Annotated in this window: 18 protein-coding genes; 4 read left to right on the top strand and 14 right to left on the bottom strand. The window is 72.1% G+C overall.

The window, feature by feature from the left end; all coding sequences use genetic code 11:
- Positions 1 to 45: 45 nt before the first annotated feature.
- The 3 genes from ACFY0P_RS01795 to ACFY0P_RS01785 all read right to left on the bottom strand — a co-directional run bounded on the left by ACFY0P_RS01795 (position 46) and on the right by ACFY0P_RS01785 (position 3,712).
- Positions 46 to 1,107 (bottom strand): LCP family protein, encoded by a 1,062-nt coding sequence (locus ACFY0P_RS01795; RefSeq protein ID WP_388906136.1) that lies wholly within the window; start codon positions 1,105 to 1,107, stop codon positions 46 to 48.
- 95 nt (positions 1,108 to 1,202) lie between these two features.
- Positions 1,203 to 2,576, bottom strand: a complete 1,374-nt coding sequence (locus tag ACFY0P_RS01790) for an endo-1,4-beta-xylanase (protein ID WP_388906134.1) — start codon at positions 2,574 to 2,576, stop codon at positions 1,203 to 1,205.
- Between the two features lie 104 nt (positions 2,577 to 2,680).
- The gene (locus tag ACFY0P_RS01785) at positions 2,681 to 3,712 is read right to left on the bottom strand and encodes a LacI family DNA-binding transcriptional regulator (RefSeq protein ID WP_388906132.1); all 1,032 of its coding nucleotides are present in this window, start codon (positions 3,710 to 3,712) and stop codon (positions 2,681 to 2,683) included.
- A 129-nt stretch (positions 3,713 to 3,841) separates the two neighbouring features.
- Between ACFY0P_RS01785 and ACFY0P_RS01780 the strand changes: the two genes are divergently transcribed.
- Positions 3,842 to 6,145, top strand: coding sequence for a glycoside hydrolase family 3 N-terminal domain-containing protein (locus ACFY0P_RS01780; RefSeq protein ID WP_388906130.1), 2,304 nt, complete (start codon positions 3,842 to 3,844; stop codon positions 6,143 to 6,145).
- A gap of 131 nt (positions 6,146 to 6,276) precedes the next feature.
- The gene (locus tag ACFY0P_RS01775; RefSeq protein ID WP_388906128.1) at positions 6,277 to 7,152 is read left to right on the top strand and encodes a hypothetical protein; all 876 of its coding nucleotides are present in this window, start codon (positions 6,277 to 6,279) and stop codon (positions 7,150 to 7,152) included.
- Between the two features lie 114 nt (positions 7,153 to 7,266).
- Here the strand turns inward: ACFY0P_RS01775 and ACFY0P_RS01770 are convergent, their stop codons facing one another.
- Genes ACFY0P_RS01770 through tsaB form a run of 4 tightly spaced genes read right to left on the bottom strand, consistent with a single transcriptional unit; the run spans position 7,267 to position 9,821 of the window.
- Positions 7,267 to 7,536: a hypothetical protein gene (locus tag ACFY0P_RS01770; RefSeq protein ID WP_388906126.1), complete on the bottom strand. Its 270-nt coding sequence runs from the start codon at positions 7,534 to 7,536 to the stop codon at positions 7,267 to 7,269.
- Entirely contained in the window at positions 7,533 to 8,627 is a 1,095-nt protein-coding gene (gene tsaD / locus ACFY0P_RS01765) for a tRNA (adenosine(37)-N6)-threonylcarbamoyltransferase complex transferase subunit TsaD (RefSeq protein WP_388906123.1), read from the bottom strand. Before tsaD ends, ACFY0P_RS01770 begins: the two co-directional genes overlap by 4 nt.
- Positions 8,620 to 9,147, bottom strand: a complete 528-nt coding sequence (rimI, locus tag ACFY0P_RS01760; protein ID WP_388907275.1) for a ribosomal protein S18-alanine N-acetyltransferase — start codon at positions 9,145 to 9,147, stop codon at positions 8,620 to 8,622. Before rimI ends, tsaD begins: the two co-directional genes overlap by 8 nt.
- Before the next feature lie 17 nt (positions 9,148 to 9,164).
- Positions 9,165 to 9,821, bottom strand: coding sequence for a tRNA (adenosine(37)-N6)-threonylcarbamoyltransferase complex dimerization subunit type 1 TsaB (tsaB, locus tag ACFY0P_RS01755; RefSeq protein WP_388906121.1), 657 nt, complete (start codon positions 9,819 to 9,821; stop codon positions 9,165 to 9,167).
- 149 nt (positions 9,822 to 9,970) lie between these two features.
- Here tsaB and ACFY0P_RS01750 point away from each other — a divergent pair, with 149 nt between their 5' ends.
- Entirely contained in the window at positions 9,971 to 10,534 is a 564-nt protein-coding gene (locus ACFY0P_RS01750; RefSeq protein ID WP_388906119.1) for a hypothetical protein, read from the top strand.
- Between the two features lie 486 nt (positions 10,535 to 11,020).
- Here the strand turns inward: ACFY0P_RS01750 and tsaE are convergent, their stop codons facing one another.
- From tsaE to glmS, 7 genes are all read right to left on the bottom strand, one after another.
- The gene (gene tsaE / locus ACFY0P_RS01745; RefSeq protein WP_388906117.1) at positions 11,021 to 11,533 is read right to left on the bottom strand and encodes a tRNA (adenosine(37)-N6)-threonylcarbamoyltransferase complex ATPase subunit type 1 TsaE; all 513 of its coding nucleotides are present in this window, start codon (positions 11,531 to 11,533) and stop codon (positions 11,021 to 11,023) included.
- The gene (locus tag ACFY0P_RS01740) at positions 11,499 to 12,761 is read right to left on the bottom strand and encodes an alpha/beta fold hydrolase (protein ID WP_388906114.1); all 1,263 of its coding nucleotides are present in this window, start codon (positions 12,759 to 12,761) and stop codon (positions 11,499 to 11,501) included. Before ACFY0P_RS01740 ends, tsaE begins: the two co-directional genes overlap by 35 nt.
- Before the next feature lie 138 nt (positions 12,762 to 12,899).
- Positions 12,900 to 14,141: an alanine racemase gene (gene alr, locus ACFY0P_RS01735; protein WP_388906111.1), complete on the bottom strand. Its 1,242-nt coding sequence runs from the start codon at positions 14,139 to 14,141 to the stop codon at positions 12,900 to 12,902.
- Positions 14,142 to 14,233: 92 nt separating this feature from the next.
- Complete coding sequence (locus tag ACFY0P_RS01730) at positions 14,234 to 15,157, bottom strand: L,D-transpeptidase family protein (protein ID WP_388906109.1); 924 nt, start codon at positions 15,155 to 15,157, stop codon at positions 14,234 to 14,236.
- Positions 15,158 to 15,368: 211 nt separating this feature from the next.
- A complete protein-coding gene (locus ACFY0P_RS01725; protein WP_388906107.1) occupies positions 15,369 to 16,820 on the bottom strand; it encodes an NAD(P)H-hydrate dehydratase in 1,452 nt (483 codons plus the stop codon).
- Positions 16,821 to 16,884: 64 nt separating this feature from the next.
- A complete protein-coding gene (locus tag ACFY0P_RS01720) occupies positions 16,885 to 17,256 on the bottom strand; it encodes a holo-ACP synthase (RefSeq protein ID WP_388906105.1) in 372 nt (123 codons plus the stop codon).
- A 206-nt stretch (positions 17,257 to 17,462) separates the two neighbouring features.
- Entirely contained in the window at positions 17,463 to 19,310 is a 1,848-nt protein-coding gene (gene glmS / locus ACFY0P_RS01715) for a glutamine--fructose-6-phosphate transaminase (isomerizing) (RefSeq protein ID WP_388906103.1), read from the bottom strand.
- A gap of 219 nt (positions 19,311 to 19,529) precedes the next feature.
- Here glmS and coaA point away from each other — a divergent pair, with 219 nt between their 5' ends.
- A complete protein-coding gene (gene coaA, locus ACFY0P_RS01710; RefSeq protein ID WP_388906101.1) occupies positions 19,530 to 20,498 on the top strand; it encodes a type I pantothenate kinase in 969 nt (322 codons plus the stop codon).
- Positions 20,499 to 20,505 lie beyond the last annotated feature (7 nt).

Raw genomic sequence — 20,505 nt, 5'->3', positions numbered from 1 at the left:
TTGCCCGGCGGTCCGTGCGGGGCAGCGGGGTGGCAGGCAGGGTGCCTACCGCAGGGACTTCCACAGGTCGCTCGCCGCCGGCTCCTTCGCGATCACCCGGTTGTGGTCGGAGGGCGCGGTCACCACGGGCATCATCACCGTCTTGACGTGGTCCGAGGTGAGGCCCTTCAGGCTCTGGCCGAGCCGCATCAGCTCGCTGAGCGAGTCCAGGCCGGTGTCGGTGGTGAGGCTGGAGGTGACCGCGTCGGCGACCTCGTAGAGCTTGGCCGGGTCGGTCAGCAGGCTGCTGGAGGCCATCTGGTCGAGGAGGGCCTTCACCAGTTTCTGCTGGAGGCCTATCCGGCCCAGGTCGCTGCCGTCGCCGATGCCGTGCCGGGTACGGGCGAGTGCCAGGGCCTGGGTGCCGTCCAGGTGATGGGTGCCCTTCTTCAGGTGCAGGTGGCTGTCGCCGTCGTCGATGTCCTGGTCGGTGGTCACGGTCACCCCGCCGAGCGCGTCGACCAGCTTCGCGAAGCCGGAGAAGTCGATCTCCAGGTAGTGGTCCATGCGGACGCCGGTGATCGACTCGACCGTCTTGACCGCGCACACCGCCCCGCCCACCGAGTAGGCGCTGTTGAACATCGCGTTGTAGGCGACGGACGTCGAGCCGCCGGAGGAGAGCGGGCAGGAGGGTCGGGTGACCAGGGTGTCGCGCGGGATGCTGACGACGGTGGCCGAGGTCCGGCCGGCGTCGATGTGGACGACCATCGCGGTGTCGGAGCGGGCGCCCGAACTGCTGCCGCCGCCGAGCTTCTTGTTCTCCTTGCCGCTGCGCGAGTCCGAGCCCAGCACCAGGATGTTCACCGAGCCGGTGGGCAGCGGGGTCGGGGAGGCGGACGCGGACGCGGTGGCCGTCGGCGTCGTCACCGCCTTGGGCGGGCGGTCGTCCCCGAGCGCGCTGTCGATGTCGACGCTCTTGATGTTGTCGTTGAGGTGCCAGTAGACCCACCCCGCGCCGGCGATGCCGAGCGTCATGACCCCCGCCAGGGTGAGGCCGACGATCTTCAGCGCTCTCGACCGCCGGCCCACCCGTCTGCCCGCGTCGCCTTGCTCCTCGTGTCCCGTCACAAGGCAGGAACGTAAGTCCGAATTATTAGGGGACTGTTAGCGCGAGCGCCGCGAAGGGGTTTTCTTCGGAAAATCTCACCCTTCTCAGTCCTGGTTCAGCCCAGGGTGACGGCGGGCACCGGATTGCTCCCGCTCCAGGACGCGTTGAACCCGAAGGTGACCGAACTCCCGTCCGCCACCGTCCCGTTGTAGGACGCGTTCGCGCAGGAGACGGCCGCGCCGGACTGGGTGCAGGTGGCGTTCCAGGCCTGGGTGATCTGCTGCCCGGCGCCGTACGTCCAGCTCACGTTCCAGGAGCTCAGTGCCGCCCCTGAACAGGAGATGGTCACCTGGCCGGTGAACCCGTTGTTCCACTGGCCGGTCACGCCGTAGGCGGCGGTGCAGGCACCGGTCGGCGGGGGTGTGGTCGTGGTGCCGCCGAGCGCCTCCGCGATGCCGTAGTACGCGGGTTTCGGCGCGTAGTTCGCGTCGTACGGGGTCGCCGCGCCGTAGCCCGGGAAGGTGCTGTCCACCCAGGAGTCGGAGTCGGTGAAGCCCCACACCGTCACGTTGACGCAGCGGCTCACCGCCGCGCACGCGGCCACCACCGACTTGAAGTCGGCCTTCTGCTGGGCAAGTTCGGTGCTGTCGGAGGGCAGCGCCATCCGGATGTCCAGCTCGGTGATCGCGACGTCGACGCCCAGGTCGGCGAAGCGCTGGATGTTCTGCTGGAGGGTGGAGGGGACCTGGCCGAGGATGAGGTGGGCCTGGAGGCCGACCCCGTCGATCGGGACGCCGGCCGCCTTGAGCGACTTCACCAGGTTGTACAGGGCGGTGCTCTTCGCGTTGACGCCCTCGACGTTGTAGTCGTTGATGTACAGCTTGGCGTTCGGGTCGGCCGCGTGCGCCCAGGTCAGGGCGTTGGCGATGTAGCCGGAACCGAGGCCGTTGTACCAGATCGTCGAGCGGTAGGTGCCGTCCTCGTTGAAGGGTTCGTTGACGACGTCCCAGGCGGCGATCTTCCCCTTGTAGCGGCCGACCTCGGTGCTGATGTGGTTCTGCAGCAGGCTGCCGAGCTGGGCCGAGGTCCAGGTGCCGTTCGTCAGCCAGCCGGGGTTCTGGCTGTGCCAGACCAGGGTGTGGCCGCGCACCTGCTGGTTGTGGGCCTGGGCGAAGGCGACGATCTGGTCGGCCTCGGTCCAGTCGAAGGTGCCCTGGGTGGGCTCGACCGTCCCCCACTTCATGGCGTTGCCCGGGGTCAGCGAGCTGAACTGGCTGCCGGCCAGGTCACCGTAGGTGCCGGTGAGCTTGGAGCCGGTGACCGCGGTGCCGATGACCTTGCCCTTCGCGGCGGCGAGGTCGCGCAGCGGGGTGTCCGCGGCGTGCGCGGGGACGGTACCGGCGGCGAACAGGCCGACGCCTGCGACCAGACCGGCCAGCCCGGCCCGTGACAGGTTCCTGAAAGTTCTGGAGGTTCTGGAGGTTCTCATGCGGGTGGCCTCCGAAAGTTTCGGTTGTGCAACCGATTGACTTCGGAGGAGTGTGGAGGCGCCCGCACCACCCGTCAATACGTCAACTTTTGGCCAAGGCCGCCTCACACGGTCGCGGGCGCCGCCGTACTCGACCGCACCACCAGGCTGGTCGCCAGCTCCACCCGGGTCGCGGTGGTCGCCTCCTCCGCCCGCCCCATCTCGAGGACCAGCCGCGCCGCCGCCTCGGCCATCTCGGTCAGCGGCTGCCGTACGGTCGTCAGCGGCGGCCCCACCCAGCGCGCCACCGGCAGGTCGTCGAACCCGACGACGCTCACGTCCTCGGGGATGCGCAGCCCCAGCTCACGCGCGGCTTCGTAGAGCCCGAGGGCCTGGAGGTCGTTGCCGGTGAAGATCGCGGTGGGCCGGTCGGGCATGCGCAGCAGCTCCAGGCCGAGCCGGTAGCCGGCGTCGTGGTGGAAGTCGCCGGCCTTGATCAGGGCCGGGTCCACCGGCAGCCCGGCGGTCTCCAGCGCGGCCCGGTACCCGTCCACCCGGGCCCGGCTGCACATCATCCGGGACGGCCCGCTGATGGCCCCGATGCGCCGGTGCCCCAGCTCGACCAGGTGCCGGGTGGCGGCCAGGCCGCCCTGCCAGTTGGTCGCCCCGATCGACGGCACGTCCGGCCCCGGGTCCCCCGCCGGGTCCATCACCACGAACGGGATCGACCGGCTCAGGAGCAGCGCCCGCTGCGACTCGTCGAGACCCGACAGCACCAGCACCACCCCGTGCGGCCGCCGCGCCGCCACCTGGTCCGCCCAGGTCCGTCCCGGGGTGAGCCGCCCGGCGCTCTCGCTGAGCACCACACTCAGTCCGGCGTCCCGGGCCACGTTCTCCACCCCCCGGATGACCTCCATCGCCCAGGCGCTCTCCAGCTCGTGGAAGACCAGGTCGATCAGCGGCGACCGGGAGGCCTCGGCGCGGCGCCGCCGGTAGCCGTAGGAGCGCAGCAGCTCCTCGACCCGGGTGCGGGTCGCCGGGGCGACGTCGGCACGTCCGTTGAGGACCTTCGAAACAGTCGGAGCGGACACGCCGGCCTCACGAGCGATTTCGGCGAGCGTCGCCGTCTGCGTTTCTGTGTGCTTCGAAGGCGTCATGCCCGCGATCGTATCCCCGCGCTCCCCCTTGACGAAGACCTTCGCACGCCATAGGTTCCCGGAACATTCGGTGTGTGGTACGAAACATTCGCAGCAGCGTTCGTAGCAGAGAACAGAGACGGGAGTTTCATGGCCACCGCTCCTTGGCGCGACCCCGCGCTGCCTGCCGCCACCCGCGTCGACGACCTGCTCACCCGGATGACGCTGGAGGAGAAGACCGCCCAGCTGTACGGCGTGTGGGTGGGCGCCGCCACGGACGGCGACGGGGTCGCCCCGCTGCAACGCGAGATGACCGCCGACTACGAGTGGGACGAGCTGATCACCCTCGGCCTCGGCCAGCTGACCCGTTCCTTCGGCACCGCCCCCGTGGACCCGGCGCTGGGCGCGCGAGCACTGGCCCGCGCCCAGCGCCGGATCACCGCGGCCGGCCGCTTCGGCATCCCGGCGATCGCCCACGAGGAGTGCCTGGCCGGCTTCACCGCCTGGCAGGCCACGGCCTACCCGGTCCCGCTCGCCTGGGGAGCCGCCTTCGACCCGCCGCTGGTCGAGGAGCTGGGCCGGCGGATCGGCGAGGACCTGCGCTCGGTCGGCGTCCACCAGGGCCTGGCCCCCGTCCTGGACGTGGTCCGCGACCCGCGCTGGGGACGGGTCGAGGAGACGATAGGAGAGGACCCGTACCTGGTCGGCACGGTCGGCTCCGCGTACGTCCGGGGTCTGGAGTCGGCCGGAGTGATCGCCACCCTCAAGCACTTCGCCGGCTACGCCTCCTCCGTCGGCGCCCGCAACCTCGCCCCGGTGCGCGCCGGGGTGCGGGAGTTCGCGGACGTCACCCTCCCGCCGTTCGAGATGGCGCTCCGGGAGGGCGGGGCCCGTTCGGTGATGGCGGCGTACAACGAGACGGACGGCGTCCCGGCCTCCGCGGACCCCCGCCTCCTGACCGAACTCCTCCGCACCGACTGGGACTTCACCGGCACGGTCGTCGCCGACTACTTCGGCATCGGCTTCCTCCAGACCCTCCACCGCGTGGCAGGCACGGAGGCGGAGGCGGCCCGGCTCGCGCTGACCGCCGGCATCGACGTCGAACTCCCGACGCTGAAGTGCTACGGCCACCCGCTGGTGTCGGCGGTCCGGGACGGCACGGTCCCGGAGTCACTCGTCGACCGCGCGGCCCGCCGGGTCCTGCTCCAGAAGTGCGAACTGGGCCTGCTGGACGGGGACTGGACCCCGGAGCCCGCGCAGGAGGCCCCGATCGACCTCGACTCACCGGCGAACCGCGCCCTGGCCCGCCGCCTGGCCGAGGAGTCCGTGGTCCTCCTCGACAACCCGGACGGCACCCTCCCCCTCGCCCCCGACACCCGCATCGCCGTGGTCGGCCCCCGAGCCGCCGACGCGCTCGCGATGCTCGGCTGCTACTCCTTCCCGTCCCACGTCCTGACCCACCACCCCGAGGTCGACCTGGGCATCGCCATCCCCACCGTCCTCGACGCCCTCCGCGCCGAACTCCCCGACGCGAAGGTCACGTTCGCCGAGGGCTGCGACGTCTCGGACCCCGGCACCGCCGGCTTCGAGGAGGCGGTGGCCCGCGCCGCGGAGGCGGACGTGTGCGTGGCGGTGCTCGGCGACCGGGCGGGCCTGTTCGGCCGGGGCACCTCGGGCGAGGGCTGCGACGTCACCGACCTCGAACTACCAGGCGTCCAGGCCGACCTGCTGGACGCGCTGCTCACCACGGGCGTCCCGGTGGTCCTCGTCCTCCTCACGGGGCGCCCGTACGCGCTGGGCCGCTGGCACGGCCGGCTCGGCGCGGTGGTGCAGGCGTTCTTCCCCGGGGAGGAGGGCGGCCCGGCGGTGGCGGGAGTGCTGTCGGGCCGTGTCAACCCGTCGGGCCGCCTCCCGGTCAGCGTCCCGCGCGTGCCGGGCGGCCAGCCCTGGACCTACCTCCAGCCCCCGCTGGGCCTGGCCGGCGAGGTCAGCAACCTGGACCCGACCCCGCTGTACCCGTTCGGGCACGGCCGCTCGTACACGGCGTTCGCCTGGGACCTGGTCTCACCGGACACGGCGGAGATCGGCACGGACGGCTCGTACGACGTGACGGTGACGGTCCGCAACACCGGCGAACGGGCGGGCGCCGAGGTCGTCCAGCTCTACCTCCACGACCCGGTGGCCTCGGTGACCCGCCCGGACGTCCGCCTGATCGGCTACCAGCGCGTGGAACTGGCCCCCGGCGAGTCGAGCAGGGTGACCTTCCACTTCCACGCGGACCTGTCGGCGTTCACGGACCGGGAGGGGGCGCGGGTGGTGGAGCCGGGCGCCCTGGAGTTGCGGGTGGCGGCGTCGAGCGCGGCGGTGCGGCACACGGTACGGCTGCAACTGACCGGGCGGGTCCGGACGCTGGGACTGGACCGGGTGTCACGCTGCGGCACGAAGGTGTCGTGAACGGCGTATTCACGGCAAACGCATAGCAGAGCCGCTTTCGCAAGAGCCGCGAGGGCCGCGTTCAGGATGCGTTCAGGTTCCCCGTGCCAGGGTCGTGATCACGAAATCTGCACACCCCCACAGGAGCAACCTTGACGACGGCCAAGTCGGTCATGAAGAAGCTGCCCGAAGCCACGCTGGCGTTCTGGATCATGAAGATCGCGGCGACGACCCTGGGCGAGACGGCGGGCGACCTGTTCGCCCAGACGCTCAAACTCGGCTACTTCCTCACCACGATCATGCTGTTCGCAATCTTCGTCGTGACGCTCGTGATCCAGTTGCGCTCGTCCCGCTACAACCCGTTCTTCTACTGGACGGTGATCCTGTCGACCAGCATGGCCGGCACCACCATGTCCGACTTCATGAACCGTGACGCGAGCGCCAAGTACCTGTCGAACGGAGCCGACAAACTGGGCTGGGGCCCGCAGGGTCTGGGCCTCGGCTACCCGGTCGGCGCGGCCATCCTGATCTCCATCCTGCTGGCGATCTTCCTGGCCTGGAAGCTGAGCGGGATGACCTTCCAGATCCAGGACATCGTCACGTTCAAGGGCGAGGCCCTGTTCTGGGCCGCGATCCTGGTCTCCAACACCCTCGGCACCTCGATGGGCGATTTCCTCTCCGACAGCTCAGGTCTCGGATACCTCGGCGGCGCCGCCCTGGTCAGCGGCGCCCTCCTGGTCCTGGTCCTGCTGATGCGGGCGCCGGCCGTGCCCAACGTCCTGCTGTTCTGGATCGCCTTCGTGCTGACCCGCCCGCTCGGCGCCACCGCCGGTGACTTCCTGACCAAGCCGACCGCCAAGGGCGGACTGGATCTGGGCACAGCGGGCTCGTCGGCGGTGCTGTTGGCCATCCTGTTCGGCCTGATGGCGTACGCGCACCTGCAGGAACGCAAGGCCACCGCACCGGGCCCGGAGACCGAGGGCCCCGAGGCGGCAGCGGTCCAGCCGCAGCGGGCGAACCACTCCTAGCAGCCGCCCCTCACCCCGCCGCGTGCGCGACGAACGAGGACCAGGCGGCGGGGTGGAGGCCGATGATTGCGCGAGTGACGGTGCGACACCCCCGCTGTCCGCAGCAACCGGGAATCAGCCCTGGCCCATCGATTCGAAGCGCCAGCGGTGCACCGGACGGGTGACCAGGTCGCCGGGCGGGTCGGCGAGTTCCGGGATGTCCGGGTCGTCGTACGCCGCCTCCCACCACGTGATCACGAGCACCCGGTCCTGCGGTGCCCGGAAGGTCTCACGGCGCAACGGGGCCAACGGGGCCTTATGGAGGACCTGTTGCCGCGCCCACGTCAGCAACTCCTCGCCCCGGCCCGCCTCCGCCCGCGCCTCCCACATCAACGCGACCGTCACGAGTACAGGTTCTCCTTGCTGACCTCGTGCACGTGATCGTGGTCGTGGTTGCCGGGGACGTGCGGGTCCGTCACCGGCAGGGAGCTGTCGGCCGAGAGGTCCCAGCCGGACGGGGTCCGGTTGCGCGCGACCATCTCCGCGCCGAGCGCGGCCACCATCGCGCCGTTGTCGGTGCACAACTTCATGCGCGGCACCCGGAGTTGAATGCCGGCCGCCTCGCAGCGCTCCTGTGCGAGGGCGCGGAGCCGGGAGTTGGCGGCGACCCCGCCGCCGATCATCAGGTGGTCGACGCCCTCGTCACGGCAGGCGCGGACGGCCTTGCGGGTCAGGACGTCGACGACCGCTTCCTGGAAGGAGGCGGACACGTCGCGGACCGGGACCTCCTCGCCGGCCGCCCGCTTGGCCTCGATCCAGCGGGCCACCGCCGTCTTGAGACCGGAGAAGGAGAAGTCGTAGGCGGGGTCGCGGGGGCCGGTGAGGCCGCGCGGGAAGGCGATCGCCGAAGGGTCGCCCTCCTTCGCGTACCGGTCGATGACCGGGCCGCCCGGGAAACCCAGGTTCAGCACGCGGGCGATCTTGTCGAAGGCCTCGCCGGCCGCGTCGTCGATGGTCGCGCCGAGCGGCCGTACGTCGGAGGTGATGTCCGAGGACAGGAGGAGGGAGGAGTGGCCGCCGGAGACCAGGAGGGCCATCGTCGGCTCCGGGAGCGGGCCGTGTTCCAGCTGGTCGACGCAGATGTGGGAGGCGAGGTGGTTCACGCCGTAGAGCGGCTTGCCGAGCGCGTACGCGTACGCCTTCGCCGCCGAGACGCCGACCAGCAGCGCGCCGGCCAGGCCGGGGCCCGCCGTGACCGCGATGCCGTCGAGGTCCTTCGCGCTCACGCCCGCGTCCTTCAGCGCCCGCTCGATGGTCGGGACCATCGCCTCCAGGTGGGCGCGGGAGGCGACCTCCGGGACGACCCCGCCGAAGCGCGCGTGCTCGTCGACGGACGAGGCGACGGCGTCGGCGAGCAGGGTGGTGCCCCGGACGATGCCGACGCCGGTCTCGTCGCAGGAGGTCTCGATCCCCAGAACCAGGGGTTCGTCAGCCATTGATCTCGGTTCCTTGTTCGGAGGTGGGCCCGGTGGCGGAGCCACTGCCGGGCTGCCCGGTCGTCAGGCGCATCACCAGGGCGTCCACGTTCCCCGGCTGGTAGTACCCGCGTCTGAACCCGATGGGCTCGAAGCCGAACCGCTCGTAGAGCTTCTGGGCGCGGATGTTGTCGACCCGGCACTCCAGCATGACCTCGGCGCACTCGAAGGCGGTCGCGGCCCGCAGCAGCTCGGTGAGCAGCTCCGCGCCGAGCCCGGTGCCCCACTGGTCACGGCGTACGGCGATGGTCTGGATGTCGCCGACCGCGGCGGAGCCGCTGTCGTCGGACGTGGCGCCCTGGGCGGCGAGCCCCCCGTACCCGACGATCCGGTCGCCCTCCAGGGCCACCAGGTACCGGCGGGTCGCCCCGGGTCCCCTCGCGTGCGCCAGCTCGGACCAGAACATCCCCCGCGACCAGGCGTCCTCGGGGAACAGGTCCTTCTCCAGCTCCAGGACCGGGTCGATGTCCCACCAGCGCATCTCGCGCAGCTGTGCGGTCACTTCGGGGTGACCACCTTGTAGTTCTTGGGCACCTGGGCGTCCGGCCGGCGCAGGTACAGCGGCCGGGGCGCGGGCAGTTCCTCGCCGGCGGCCAGCTTCGCGACGGCCAGCGACGCCAGGGCCGCGGCGGAGACGTGCTCGGGCTCGTGGACGACCGGGAAGGTGTCGGGGTAGAGCAGCGCCCCGGCGCCGACGGCGGGCAGCCCGGCCACCTTCTCGGCGATGTCGGCGGGCCGGTCGACGGCGGGGTCGGTGAGCCGGGTGCGCGAGTTCTCGTACACCGCCCAGTAGACCTCCTTGCGGCGGGCGTCGGTCGCGACGACGAACGGCCCCTTCTCGATGTCGGCCGCGTAGGCGAGCCCGTCGAGCGTGCACAGGCCGTGCACGGGCACGCCGAGCGCGAGGCCGAAGGTGTCCGCGGTCATCAGACCGACCCGCAGGCCGGTGTAGGGGCCGGGACCGATGCCAGTGACGATCCCGGTGACGGCGTCCAGCTTGACCCCTGCCTCGGAGAGGACGCGGTCGACGGCCGGCAGCAGCAGCTCGCCGTGCCGGCGCGCGTCCACCTGGCTCGACGAGGCGATGACGGCCGTACCGTCGTGCAGGGCGACGGTGACGGCGGGGGTGGCGGTATCCAGAGCGAGCAAGAGCACGCGAACAGCCTACGGCTCCGGCGCCGCGAGCACGCCCGGCCGGGTCGGGCGGTCACCGACTGCTACGGTCTGTACGAAGTACGACATATACGGCGAGACCTCCCCCTGAGGCTCTCCGTGAGGTTCTACGGCAGGCAGAGGTGGCGCACGTGGCAGGGACCAGCTCGGGAGTCGTGGCAGGCCTCACCGCGGCGGCCGTCGGGACGGTCGGTTTCCTCGCCTACCAGGCCTCGGCCACCGTCCCGCCCGGCCTCGGCGGCCGGCCGGCGGCGAGCCCCGCGCCCGGAGCACCGGCCGGCAAGGCACCCCGGGACCACCGCCACCCCACCGCCCTGCCGAACACCTCCGGGACGGGTGAACGGGTGGTGTACTCGGTGGACGACGACCGGGTCTGGCTCGTCAACGAGCGGGGCCGCGTCGAGCGCACCTTCACGGTGCGCCCCGGCACGATCGACCCGCCCCTCGGCACGTACTGGGTGACGTCCCGCTCGAAGGCCGTCACGGGCACGGACGGCCTCCCCATCGAACACGTGGTCCGCTTCACCACCACGAAGGACGGCTCGGCGATCGGCTTCAGCGCGATCACCGCACAACGCGCCGCCGCGCCTCCCGACCCCACGGTGAAGACGGGCGGCATCCGCGAGACCCGCCCGGACGGCGACGCGATGTGGAACTTCGCGACGATCGGCGTGAAGGTGATCGTGATCCGCTGAGCGGATCGGCGGCGCAGCCGCCGCCCGGGGGCGCGGGGCCGTATGTGATGTGCGGCTCCGCCGCGTGGGCGCGCCCAGCCCCCACCGGCCCGGACGGACCTACCGGCCGGACCCGCCTAAGCGCTCCGCGGCAAGTACTGCGATCCGCCGGCTGCCGCGCCGTCGTGGCTGATCGCGCAGTTCCCCGCACCCCTTCGGGGCGCTGCCGAGATCGGCTTCGCAGGCAGCTCCGGCACTCTCGGCGGCCGGGACACCGCGTCAGCCGCCGCACAGGACGCCAGCAGCTCACGCATGGAGACGCCGGGGGCCACGGCGACCACGGCCGGTCGCCGCTCCTCGGACTGGGACACGGACACAGGCGCCTCCTGAGGTGCGGGGGCGGACGTAGTTAGGTAGACCTAACTACGGACTGGGTACCATGTGACCACGCCCGATGCGCCCGGCGCAATATCTTGCCGACGGCTTGTCGGAACGTTCACACGGTCCTCAGGCCGACAGCACCCCCAGGTCCACCCCGTCCCACCGCTCCCCCACCCCCGCCAGGCTCACGTGCCGTACCTCGTCGGTGGTGTCGCCGACCGCCCGGTGGATCCGGACCATGAGCCGGTCGTCGGTCAGCTCCTCGACCTTGCCCTCGCCCCACTCCACGACGATCACGGACTCGGGCAGCGAGACGTCGAGGTCCAGGTCCTCCATCTCGTCGAGCCCGCCGCCCAGCCGGTACGCGTCGACGTGGACGAGCGGCGGCCCGTCCCCGAGCGAGGGATGGACACGGGCGATCACGAACGTCGGGGAGGTGACGGCCCCGCGTACGCCGAGCCCTTCCCCGAGCCCGCGCGTCAGCGTCGTCTTGCCGGCGCCGAGCTCCCCGCTGAGCATCACGAGGTCACCGGCGCGCAGGAACTTCGCCAGTCGGCGGCCCAGCTCCCCCATCTGCTCGGGGGAGGTGACGATCAACTCGGTCTCAGCCTGGCTGTGCCGTGCTGCTGGTGCTTCCATAGCCACTTACCGTAGCCCCTGCCGGCACGGCACCCGCGCGGGTGAGCAGGTCGGCGAGGCGGTCGGTGACCACTTCCGGGTGTTCCAGCATGACCAGGTGCCCGGCGTCCGCGACGAGCACCAGTTCGGCGTCGGGCAGCAGGTCGGCGATGACCTCGCTGTGCTCGCTGGGCGTGACCAGGTCCTGCACTCCGGCCAGCACCAGCACCGGCAGGTTCTGGAAGTAGGCGAGCGCGGCGGTCTTGTCGTGGTCGGTGAAGGCCGGATAGAACTCGGCGACGACGTCGATCGGCGTCGACTCGATCATCCGCTCCGCGAACCGCTCCACCGCCGGGTCGACGTCCTTGGACGCGAACGAGTACCGCTTGATGATCCCGGCGAAGAGATCCGCGGTGACCCGCCGCCCCTTCTCCACCAGCGCGGCCTGCGTGCCCAGCGCCTTCAGCACCCCGGGCAGCACCCGGCGCACCGCGTTGACGCCGGCGAGCGGCAGCCCGAAGTTGACCTCGCCGAGCTTCCCGGACGACGTGCCGACGAAGGCGGTGGCGACCACCCGCCCCCGGATCAGCTCGGGATACTGCGCGGCCAGCGCCATCACCGTCATGCCGCCCATGGAGTGCCCGACCAGCACGATCGGCCCCTCCGGCACGGCCGCGTCCAGGACGGCCTTCAGGTCCCGGCCCAGCTGGTCGATGGTGAGCGGCACCCCGTCCTCGTGCTGGGCGACGCCCCGCCCGGAGCGGCCGTGGCTGCGCTGGTCCCAGTGCACGGTGCGGACGACCCCGCGCAGGGCCGCCCGCTGGAAGTGCCAGGAGTCCTGGTTGAGGCAGTAGCCGTGGCTGAAGACGACGGTGACGGGCGCGGGCGCCTTGCGGCCGAAGAGCCGGCGGCGGCGCGGCGAGACGGCGGGGCCGACGTCGGGTTCCACCTCGTCGACCTCGTAGTACAGCTCGGTGCCGTCGTCGGCGTACGCCTTGCCGGGGGTGCCGCGCAGGGTGCCGTACGGGCCCGCCGAGTCCAGCGCCAGCCGGGCCTTGCGGCGCATCCCGCGGCCGACGGTCATCCGCTCCACGGCGACCCCGGCGGCCGCGCCGGCGGCGAGCACTCCTATGGCGGCCCCGGCGACACCCGTCACCTTGCGCCAGCTGCCGGAGGCCGCCCCCGTGGCCGAGGCGACGACGGCCGCCGCGGCGGCTTCCGCTACGGCCTCCGCACTGCTCTCGCTCACGTACCGCTCCTCTTCGCCGTACTGCAGTTCGCTGCTTAGGTGACACGGGTGATGCCGACGAGACGCCTGTTACTGCTGTGACTGCCGTTGCTGCTGATACAGGTGTAACCGGGTTGTGCCGCCGCCGAACCCCGAAGGTCAGTCGCCGGCCCGTGGTCCGGCTCCTGGACCGGCTCCGGGTCCGTCCCCTGGTTCTTGCCCAATCGGTTCCTCGTTCACATAGACGCGGGGAACCCGGGTTCCGATGCGGGTGACGATTTCGTATGCGATCGTGCCCGCGGCCTGGGCCCAGTCCTCGGCGGTGGGTTCGCCCCGGCCGCCCGGTCCGAACAGCACGGCCTCCGCGCCGACTTCGGGCTCGTCGCCGCCGAGGTCCACGACGAACTGGTCCATGGCGATGCGCCCGGCGGCCGTGCGCCACTTGCCGCCGACCAGCACGGGACCGGTGCCGGAGGCGTGCCGCGGGATGCCGTCCGCGTAGCCGACCGGGACGAGTCCGAGGGTGGTCTCGCCGGGCGTCACGTAGTGGTGCCCGTAGCTGACACCGTGCCCACCCGGCACGTGCTTCACCAGGGCGAGGGAGGCGGACAGCGTCATCACGGGGCGCAGACCGAAGTCGGCCGCGCTGCCCAGTTCGGGGCTGGGCGAGAGGCCGTAGAGCGCGATGCCGGTGCGGACGAGGTCGAAGTGGGTCTCGGGGAGGGTGAGGGTGGCCGGCGAGTTGGCGATGTGCCGCACCTCGGGGCGCACGCCCTGCTCCTCGGCGTGCCCGAGCAGCTCGCGGAAGAGGGTGAGCTGGGCGGCGATGGAGGGATGGCCGGGCTCGTCGGCGCAGGCGAAGTGCGACCACAGCCCGGTGATCCGGAGCAGGCCCGCCGCCTCGGCGCGCAGCGCCTCGCGGACCAGCTCGGGCCAGTCGGCGGGCTGGCAGCCGTTGCGCCCGAGCCCGGTGTCGGCCTTGAGCTGCACGCGGGCAGGGCGACCGGCCGCCCTGCCCGCGTCGGTCACCTCACGCAGGGCCCACATGTCGCTCACCGACACGTCGAGGCCGGCCTCGACGGCCTCCCGCCACGGCCCGCCCGGGGTCCACAGCCAGCACATGATCCGCACGTGGGCCGGCAGCCCCGGGTCCGCGCGCAGCGCGAGGGCCTCCTCCGGGGTGGCCGTGCCCAGCCAGCTCGCGCCCGCCTGGACGGCCGCGCGGGCACAGTGGACGGCCCCGTGGCCGTACGCGTCGGACTTCACCACGGCCATCAGGGCCGCGCCCGGCGCGAGGGCGCGCAGGGTCCGCGCATTGGCGCGCAGGGCGGCCAGGTCGATCTCGGCGCGGGCGCGCAGGGGCGCGGTCGGTGCAGTCAGCGCAGTCGGTGTATCACTCATCGCGCCCCCAGTGTCTCAGAGGCCTCCGACAGCCCTCCGGCACAGCCCCTGCTACGACGCCGGCCGCCCTCGGGTACCCGCCGATCACGGACTCAAGTACCGGTCCGGTGCCCCCACACGTACACCTTGTCGCCCTTCTTCAGCACGCTCCACAGCTTCTTCGCGTCGCCGAGCTTGAGGTTCACGCAGCCCCAGGAGCCGACGGTGGTGTAGATGGAGCCGTAGACGGCGTGGAAGGCCTGTCCGCCGTCGAAGAACTGGGCGTACGGCATGGGCGAGTTGTACAGGGTCGACCAGTGGTTCTTGTGCCGCCAGTAGACGGTGTGCCACCCGGCCCGGGTCGCGTACCCCTTCCGCCCGCTGCGCATCTGCACCGGCCCGTAGATCACCTTGCTGCCCTTCTGCACCCAGGTGACCTGCCGGTTGAGGTCGACGCAGGCGACCCGGTACGACTTCACGGGGCAGTTCTTCTTGGCGTTCGGGTTCTTCTTCGCCGACAGGAGCATCATCTGGTACCAGGTCACGGGCCCGGCGAACCCGATCGCCGGCTTGATCTTGTACTTCTTCTGGAACTTCTGGATGGCCTTGCAGTCGGCGGCGGACTGCCTGCCGTCCGCCTTCAGCCTCAGCCACTGCTCGATCTGCCGCTGGTAGGGCCCGGTCAGCTTGGAGCAGCTCACCTTGGCGACGGCGTCGCTGAGCGGCACGTACTCGATGAGGTCGTACGTCCCCGGTGCCGCGGCCCTCGGCTCGACGGCGTCCTCCTTGACGGTGGGCGTGTACACCTTGGGCGCCAGCACCTGGTCCGGGGTGTCGATCTGCCAGGGCCGCGAGGGCCCCGGCGCGACCCCCGGCACCAGCTCCGACTCCGGGACGGCGGTGCCGGGTTTGGGGGCGGCATCGTCCGCGACCCCGATCCCGGCACCGAGGGAGAGAACGGCCACGGCAGCGACGAGGGTTCCTGCGGCACCCCGCGCAAGTCCACCCCGCTTACATACGATTCGTCCACTAATCATGCGATCAGGCAACCCCGCAACGCCCGGGATTCCGGGAAGCCGCGCGGCGAGGTCACCCGGGCGATGCAGGGCACCCCGTCAGGGGGCCCGGGACAGCGCCCCGTAAGGGGCGCGGGGAACTGCGCGCCCAGCCCCCACCCACCCGCACCCGGCCTACATGCCCCCGGGGCCCGGGGCCCGGGGCGGAGCCCCGTGACGGTACGGCCCTGGCCTACCGAGTCGGGCGGGTGGGTGGGAAAACCCCCCGCCACGCCGACCTCAGCTGCGCAGCAACCTCGTGGGCAAGCGCAGGCGCCCCCTCCGCCGCGAACCGCCCCGCGAGCCCGTGCAGATACGCCGCCGCACTCCCCGCGTCCCGCCCGTCCAGCCCCGCCGCCAGCAACGACCCCGCCAGCCCCGACAGCACGTCCCCGCTCCCGGCGGTGGCGAGCCAGGGCGTCCCCGTCGCGTTCACCCGGACGGCGGACCCTCCCCCCGCCTCCGCCACCAACGTCGTCGACCCCTTCAGCAGCACCGTCGCCCGATACGCCGCCGCCAGCTCCCGCACCGCAGCGAGCCGGCCGGCCTCGACCTCCTCCCGGCGTACCCCCAACAGGGCCGCCGCCTCGCCGGCGTGCGGGGTCATCAGGGTCGGCGCCGTACGACCGCGCACCGTGTCCCGGTCGGCGAGCCGCAGCCCGTCCGCGTCGACCAGCACCGGCACGTCCGCCTCCAGCACCTCGGCGACGGCGTCGGCGTCGTCCCCGACCCCCGGCCCGGCCACCCATGCCTGCACCCGCCCGGCCTTCCGCGGCCCCCCGTCCGACACCAGCGTCTCGGGAAAGCGGGCCAGCACCTCGTCCCTGGCCGGCCCGACGTACCGTACGGCCCCGGCCCCGCCCCGCAGCGCCCCGGCGACGGCCAGCACGGCCGCCCCCGGATAACGCGCCGAGCCGGCCACGATGCCCAGCACCCCGCGCCGGTACTTGTCGCTCTCCGCCGACGGCTCCGGCAGCAGCCGGGCCACGTCCACGTCCTGCAGCGCCTCCAGTTCGGCCTCCGCGGGCAGTTCGAGGCCGATGTCGACCAGCCGTACCGAACCGGCGTACTCCCGCGCCGGATCGATCAGCAGTCCCGGCTTGTGCGTCCCGAAGGTCACGGTCAGGTCCGCCCGTACGGCCGCCCCGCGCACCTCACCGCTGTCCGCCTCCACCCCGCTCGGCAGGTCCACGGCGACGACGGCGGCCCGCGACCGCTCCACGACCGCCACCAGCGCGGCCGCCTCGGGCCGCAGCCCGCCCTTCCCGCCGATCCCCACGATCCCGTCGACGACGAGATCGGCCCGCAGGATCAACTCCTCGGCGCCACCGTCCCGTACGACGGTCCCCCCGGCCCGGCGCAGCGCCGCCAGCCCGCCCCCGTGCGTGCGCTCCGGCGCGAGCAGCACGGCCGCGACCCCCGCCCCTCTGCGTGCCAGCCGCGCACCGGCGTACAGCGCGTCCCCGCCGTTGTCCCCGCTGCCGACCAGCAGCACCACCCGGCTGCCGTACACCCGTCCGAGCAACTCGGCGCAGGCGGCGGCCAGCCCGGCCGCGGCCCGCTGCATCAGCGCCCCTTCCGGCAGTCGCGCCATCAACTCCCGCTCGGCCGCCCGTACCGTCTCCACGCTGTAAGCAGTCCGCATGCCCCGAGTCTCCCCCGGAACCGCCGGGACGCGCATCCGCCCCGCCCCACCCGTGTCACCCCTCTCACCCCTCGGCGACCACCACCGCCGACGCCACCCCGGCGTCGTGACTGAGCGACACGTGCCACGACCGCACGCCGAGTTCCGCCGCGCACGCGGCCACGCTGCCCTGCACCCGCAGCCGCGGCCGCCCGTTGTCCTCGACGACCACCTCCGCGTCCGTCCAGAGCAGCCCCGGCGGCGCGCCCAGCGCCTTGGCCAGCGCCTCCTTGGCCGCGAACCGCGCCGCCAGCGAGGCGACACCGCGCCGCTCCCCGCTCGGCAGATACAACTCCCGCTCGACGAACAGCCGCCCGGCCAGCCCGGGAGTCCGCTCCAGCGACTCCCGGAACCGGTCGATCTCGGCGACGTCGATACCCACTCCGATGATGCTCACCGAAGCACCTTACGACCCGTCAGACGACCACGGGCCGGGCCGCGTCCCAGCAAGCGGAGCCGGCGAGGTCCGCTCCGGTTCGGCAGCGCCCCCGAAGGGGCGCTGGGGGTACCCCCGGCCGAAGGCCGGGGGAGGAACTGCACGACCAGCCACGACGGCCCCGCAGTCGCCCGCCGTCCGGCACGCCCCACCGGCCTGCGGGCTCGTCACTCCACCGTCACGGACTTGGCGAGGTTCCTCGGCTGGTCCACCTCGTTGCCCCGGGCGGTGGCCAGTTCGCAGGCGAAGACCTGGAGCGGGACCGTGGCGACCAGCGGCTGGAGCAGGGTCGGGGTGGCCGGGATGCGGATCAGGTGGTCGGCGTACGGTACGACCGCCTCGTCGCCCTCCTCCGCGATCACGATGGTGCGGGCGCCGCGGGCCCGGATCTCCTGGATGTTGGACACGATCTTGTCGTGGAGCACCGAGCGACCGCGCGGGGACGGGACCACGACCACCACCGGCAGGTCCTCCTCGACCAGCGCGATCGGCCCGTGCTTCAGCTCGCCCGCCGCGAAGCCCTCGGCGTGCATGTACGCCAGCTCCTTGAGCTTCAGGGCGCCTTCGAGGGCGACCGGGTAGCCGACGTGCCTGCCGAGGAACAGCACGGTCTTCTTGTCCGCCAGCGACCGCGCCAGCGCCCGTACCGGCTCCATGGTCTCCAGGACCCGCTCGACCTCGCCGGAGATGTGCGAGAGGTCCCGGATCACCGCGCTGATCTCGTCGCCCCACTTGGTGCCCCGCACCTGGCCGAGGTACAGCGCCACCAGGTAGCAGGCCACCAGCTGGGTGAGGAACGCCTTGGTCGAGGCGACCGCGACCTCGGGACCGGCGTGGGTGTACAGCACCGCGTCCGACTCGCGCGGGATCGTCGAGCCGTTGGTGTTGCAGATCGCGAGGACCTTCGAGCCCTGCTCACGGGCGTGCCGCAGCGCCATCAGCGTGTCCATGGTCTCGCCGGACTGGGAGATGGCGATGACGAGGCTGCGCGAGTCCAGGATCGGGTCCCGGTACCGGAACTCGCTGGCCAGCTCCACCTCGCACGGGATGCGCGTCCAGTGCTCGATGGCGTACTTGGCGATCAGGCCGGCGTGGAAGGCCGTACCGCACGCGACGATGACGACCTTGTCGACCTCCCGGAGCTCGGCGGCGCCGATCCGGACCTCGTCCAGCGTCAGCGAGCCGTTCGCGTCGATGCGGCCCAGGAGGGTGTCGGCGACCGCCTTGGGCTGCTCGGCGATCTCCTTGAGCATGAAGTAGTCATAACCCCCCTTCTCCGCCGCCGACGCGTCCCAGTCGACGTGGTACGAGCGGACGTCCGCCGGGGCGCCGTCGAAGCCCGTCACCGTCACGCCGTCCCGGCGCAGCTCCACCACCTGGTCCTGGCCCAGCTCGATCGCGGAGCGCGTGTGGGCGATGAACGCGGCGACGTCCGAGGCGAGGAAGGCCTCGCCCTCTCCGACGCCCACCACGAGCGGGGAGTTCCGGCGCGCGCCGACGACCACGTCCGGATCGTCGGCGTGCACCGCGACCAGCGTGAACGCGCCCTCCAGACGCCGGCACACCAGCCGCATCGCCTCGGCGAGATCGGCGGTGCCGGAGAACTCCTCGGCGAGCAGGTGCGCGACCACCTCGGTGTCCGTCTCGGACCGGAGGTCGTGCCCGCGCTCGGCCAACTCCCCCCGCAAGGCGGCGAAGTTCTCGATGATCCCGTTGTGGACGACGGCGACCCGGCCCGCGTTGTCGAGGTGCGGATGCGCGTTGGCGTCCGTCGGCCCGCCGTGCGTGGCCCAGCGGGTGTGCCCGATACCGGTGACACCGGTCGGCAGCGGCCGCTCCGTCAGCTCCTTCTCCAGGTTGACGAGTTTCCCGGCCTTCTTCGCCGAGGCCAGCCCGCCGTCCGCGAGCACGGCGACGCCCGCCGAGTCGTACCCCCGGTACTCCAGCCGCTTGAGGCCGGCGACCACCACATCGAGCGCCGACTGCGCCCCCACGTATCCCACGATTCCGCACATGAGCGGCAGCCTAAGTGCCGTCCCCCGCCCGACCACGGCTCAGCGTGCCCGAAATCGGAAATCATCCCGCCCCTACGCGGCATGATCCGTGCCGGCTGGCACAGGACCGCAGAGCGGCGGAGTCGTGCCTCACATGATCAGAACCCCACGTGACCGACCCCACCCCCCACCCCGTTCAAACTCCGTTAACAATGGAATGTGATCTCTCCGGTCTCCCCGATGCCCCGGAGCGCCCACCGGCACAGGCCGGAGGCGACTCCCTACGTCGACCTCACCCGTTCCGAGTGGAGCGCGCTGCGCGACAAGACGCCGCTGCCGCTCACCGCCGAGGAGGTCGAGAAGCTGCGCGGTCTCGGCGACGTCATCGACCTCGACGAGGTGCGGGACATCTATCTCCCGCTGTCGCGACTGCTCAATCTGTACGTCGGTGCCACGGACGGCCTCAGAGGCGCCCTGAACACCTTCCTCGGCGAACAGGGCTCCCAGTCCGGCACCCCGTTCGTCATAGGCGTCGCCGGCTCGGTGGCCGTCGGGAAGTCCACCGTCGCCCGGCTCCTGCAGGCCCTGCTCTCCCGCTGGCCCGAGCACCCGCGCGTCGAGCTGGTGACGACGGACGGCTTCCTGCTCCCGACCAGGGAACTCGAAGCCCGGGGCCTGATGTCGCGCAAGGGCTTCCCCGAGTCGTACGACCGCCGGGCCCTGACCCGCTTCGTCGCCGACATCAAGGCCGGCAAGGACGAGGTCACCGCGCCCGTCTACTCCCACCTCATCTACGACATCGTCCCGGACCGGAAACTCACCGTCCGCCGGCCCGACATCCTCATCGTCGAGGGCCTCAACGTCCTGCAGCCCGCCCTCCCCGGCCAGGACGGCCGTACCCGGGTCGGTCTCGCCGACTACTTCGACTTCAGCGTGTACGTCGACGCGAGCGCCGAGGACATCGAGCGCTGGTACCTCAACCGGTTCCGCAAGCTGCGCGCGACCGCCTTCCAGAACCCGGACTCGTACTTCAGGAAGTACACCCAGGTCTCCGAGGAGGAGGCGGTCGACTACGCCCGCGGTCTCTGGCGCACCATCAACAAGCCCAACCTGGTGGAGAACATCGCCCCGACCCGCGGCCGCGCCACCCTGGTCGTCCGCAAGGGCCCGGACCACAAGGTGCAGCGGCTGCGCCTGCGCAAGCTGTAGGGCGCCC

The organism is Streptomyces sp. NPDC001714, from assembly GCF_042892755.1.
In the GTDB taxonomy this organism is placed as follows: Bacteria; Actinomycetota; Actinomycetes; order Streptomycetales; family Streptomycetaceae; genus Streptomyces.
The sequence above is the reverse complement of the archived record's forward strand: the minus strand, read 5'-3'. Positions and strand labels throughout refer to the sequence as shown.

Bases quoted from the DNA above. Each gene is read 5' to 3' on its own strand.
- rimI (WP_388907275.1), bottom strand. From the start codon at position 9,147: ATGCGCTGGTGGGACATCGACCCGGTCCTGGAGCTGGAGAAGGACCTG.
- tsaE (WP_388906117.1), bottom strand. From the start codon at position 11,533: ATGGAAGCACCAGCAGCACGGCACAGCCAGGCTGAGACCGAGTTGATC.
- ACFY0P_RS01780 (WP_388906130.1), top strand. From the start codon at position 3,842: ATGGCCACCGCTCCTTGGCGCGACCCCGCGCTGCCTGCCGCCACCCGC.
- ACFY0P_RS01785 (WP_388906132.1), bottom strand. From the start codon at position 3,712: ATGACGCCTTCGAAGCACACAGAAACGCAGACGGCGACGCTCGCCGAA.
- coaA (WP_388906101.1), top strand. From the start codon at position 19,530: ATGCCCCGGAGCGCCCACCGGCACAGGCCGGAGGCGACTCCCTACGTC.
- ACFY0P_RS01730 (WP_388906109.1), bottom strand. From the start codon at position 15,157: ATGATTAGTGGACGAATCGTATGTAAGCGGGGTGGACTTGCGCGGGGT.
- ACFY0P_RS01790 (WP_388906134.1), bottom strand. From the start codon at position 2,576: ATGAGAACCTCCAGAACCTCCAGAACTTTCAGGAACCTGTCACGGGCC.
- glmS (WP_388906103.1), bottom strand. From the start codon at position 19,310: ATGTGCGGAATCGTGGGATACGTGGGGGCGCAGTCGGCGCTCGATGTG.
- tsaD (WP_388906123.1), bottom strand. From the start codon at position 8,627: ATGGCTGACGAACCCCTGGTTCTGGGGATCGAGACCTCCTGCGACGAG.
- ACFY0P_RS01725 (WP_388906107.1), bottom strand. From the start codon at position 16,820: ATGCGGACTGCTTACAGCGTGGAGACGGTACGGGCGGCCGAGCGGGAG.
- alr (WP_388906111.1), bottom strand. From the start codon at position 14,141: ATGAGTGATACACCGACTGCGCTGACTGCACCGACCGCGCCCCTGCGC.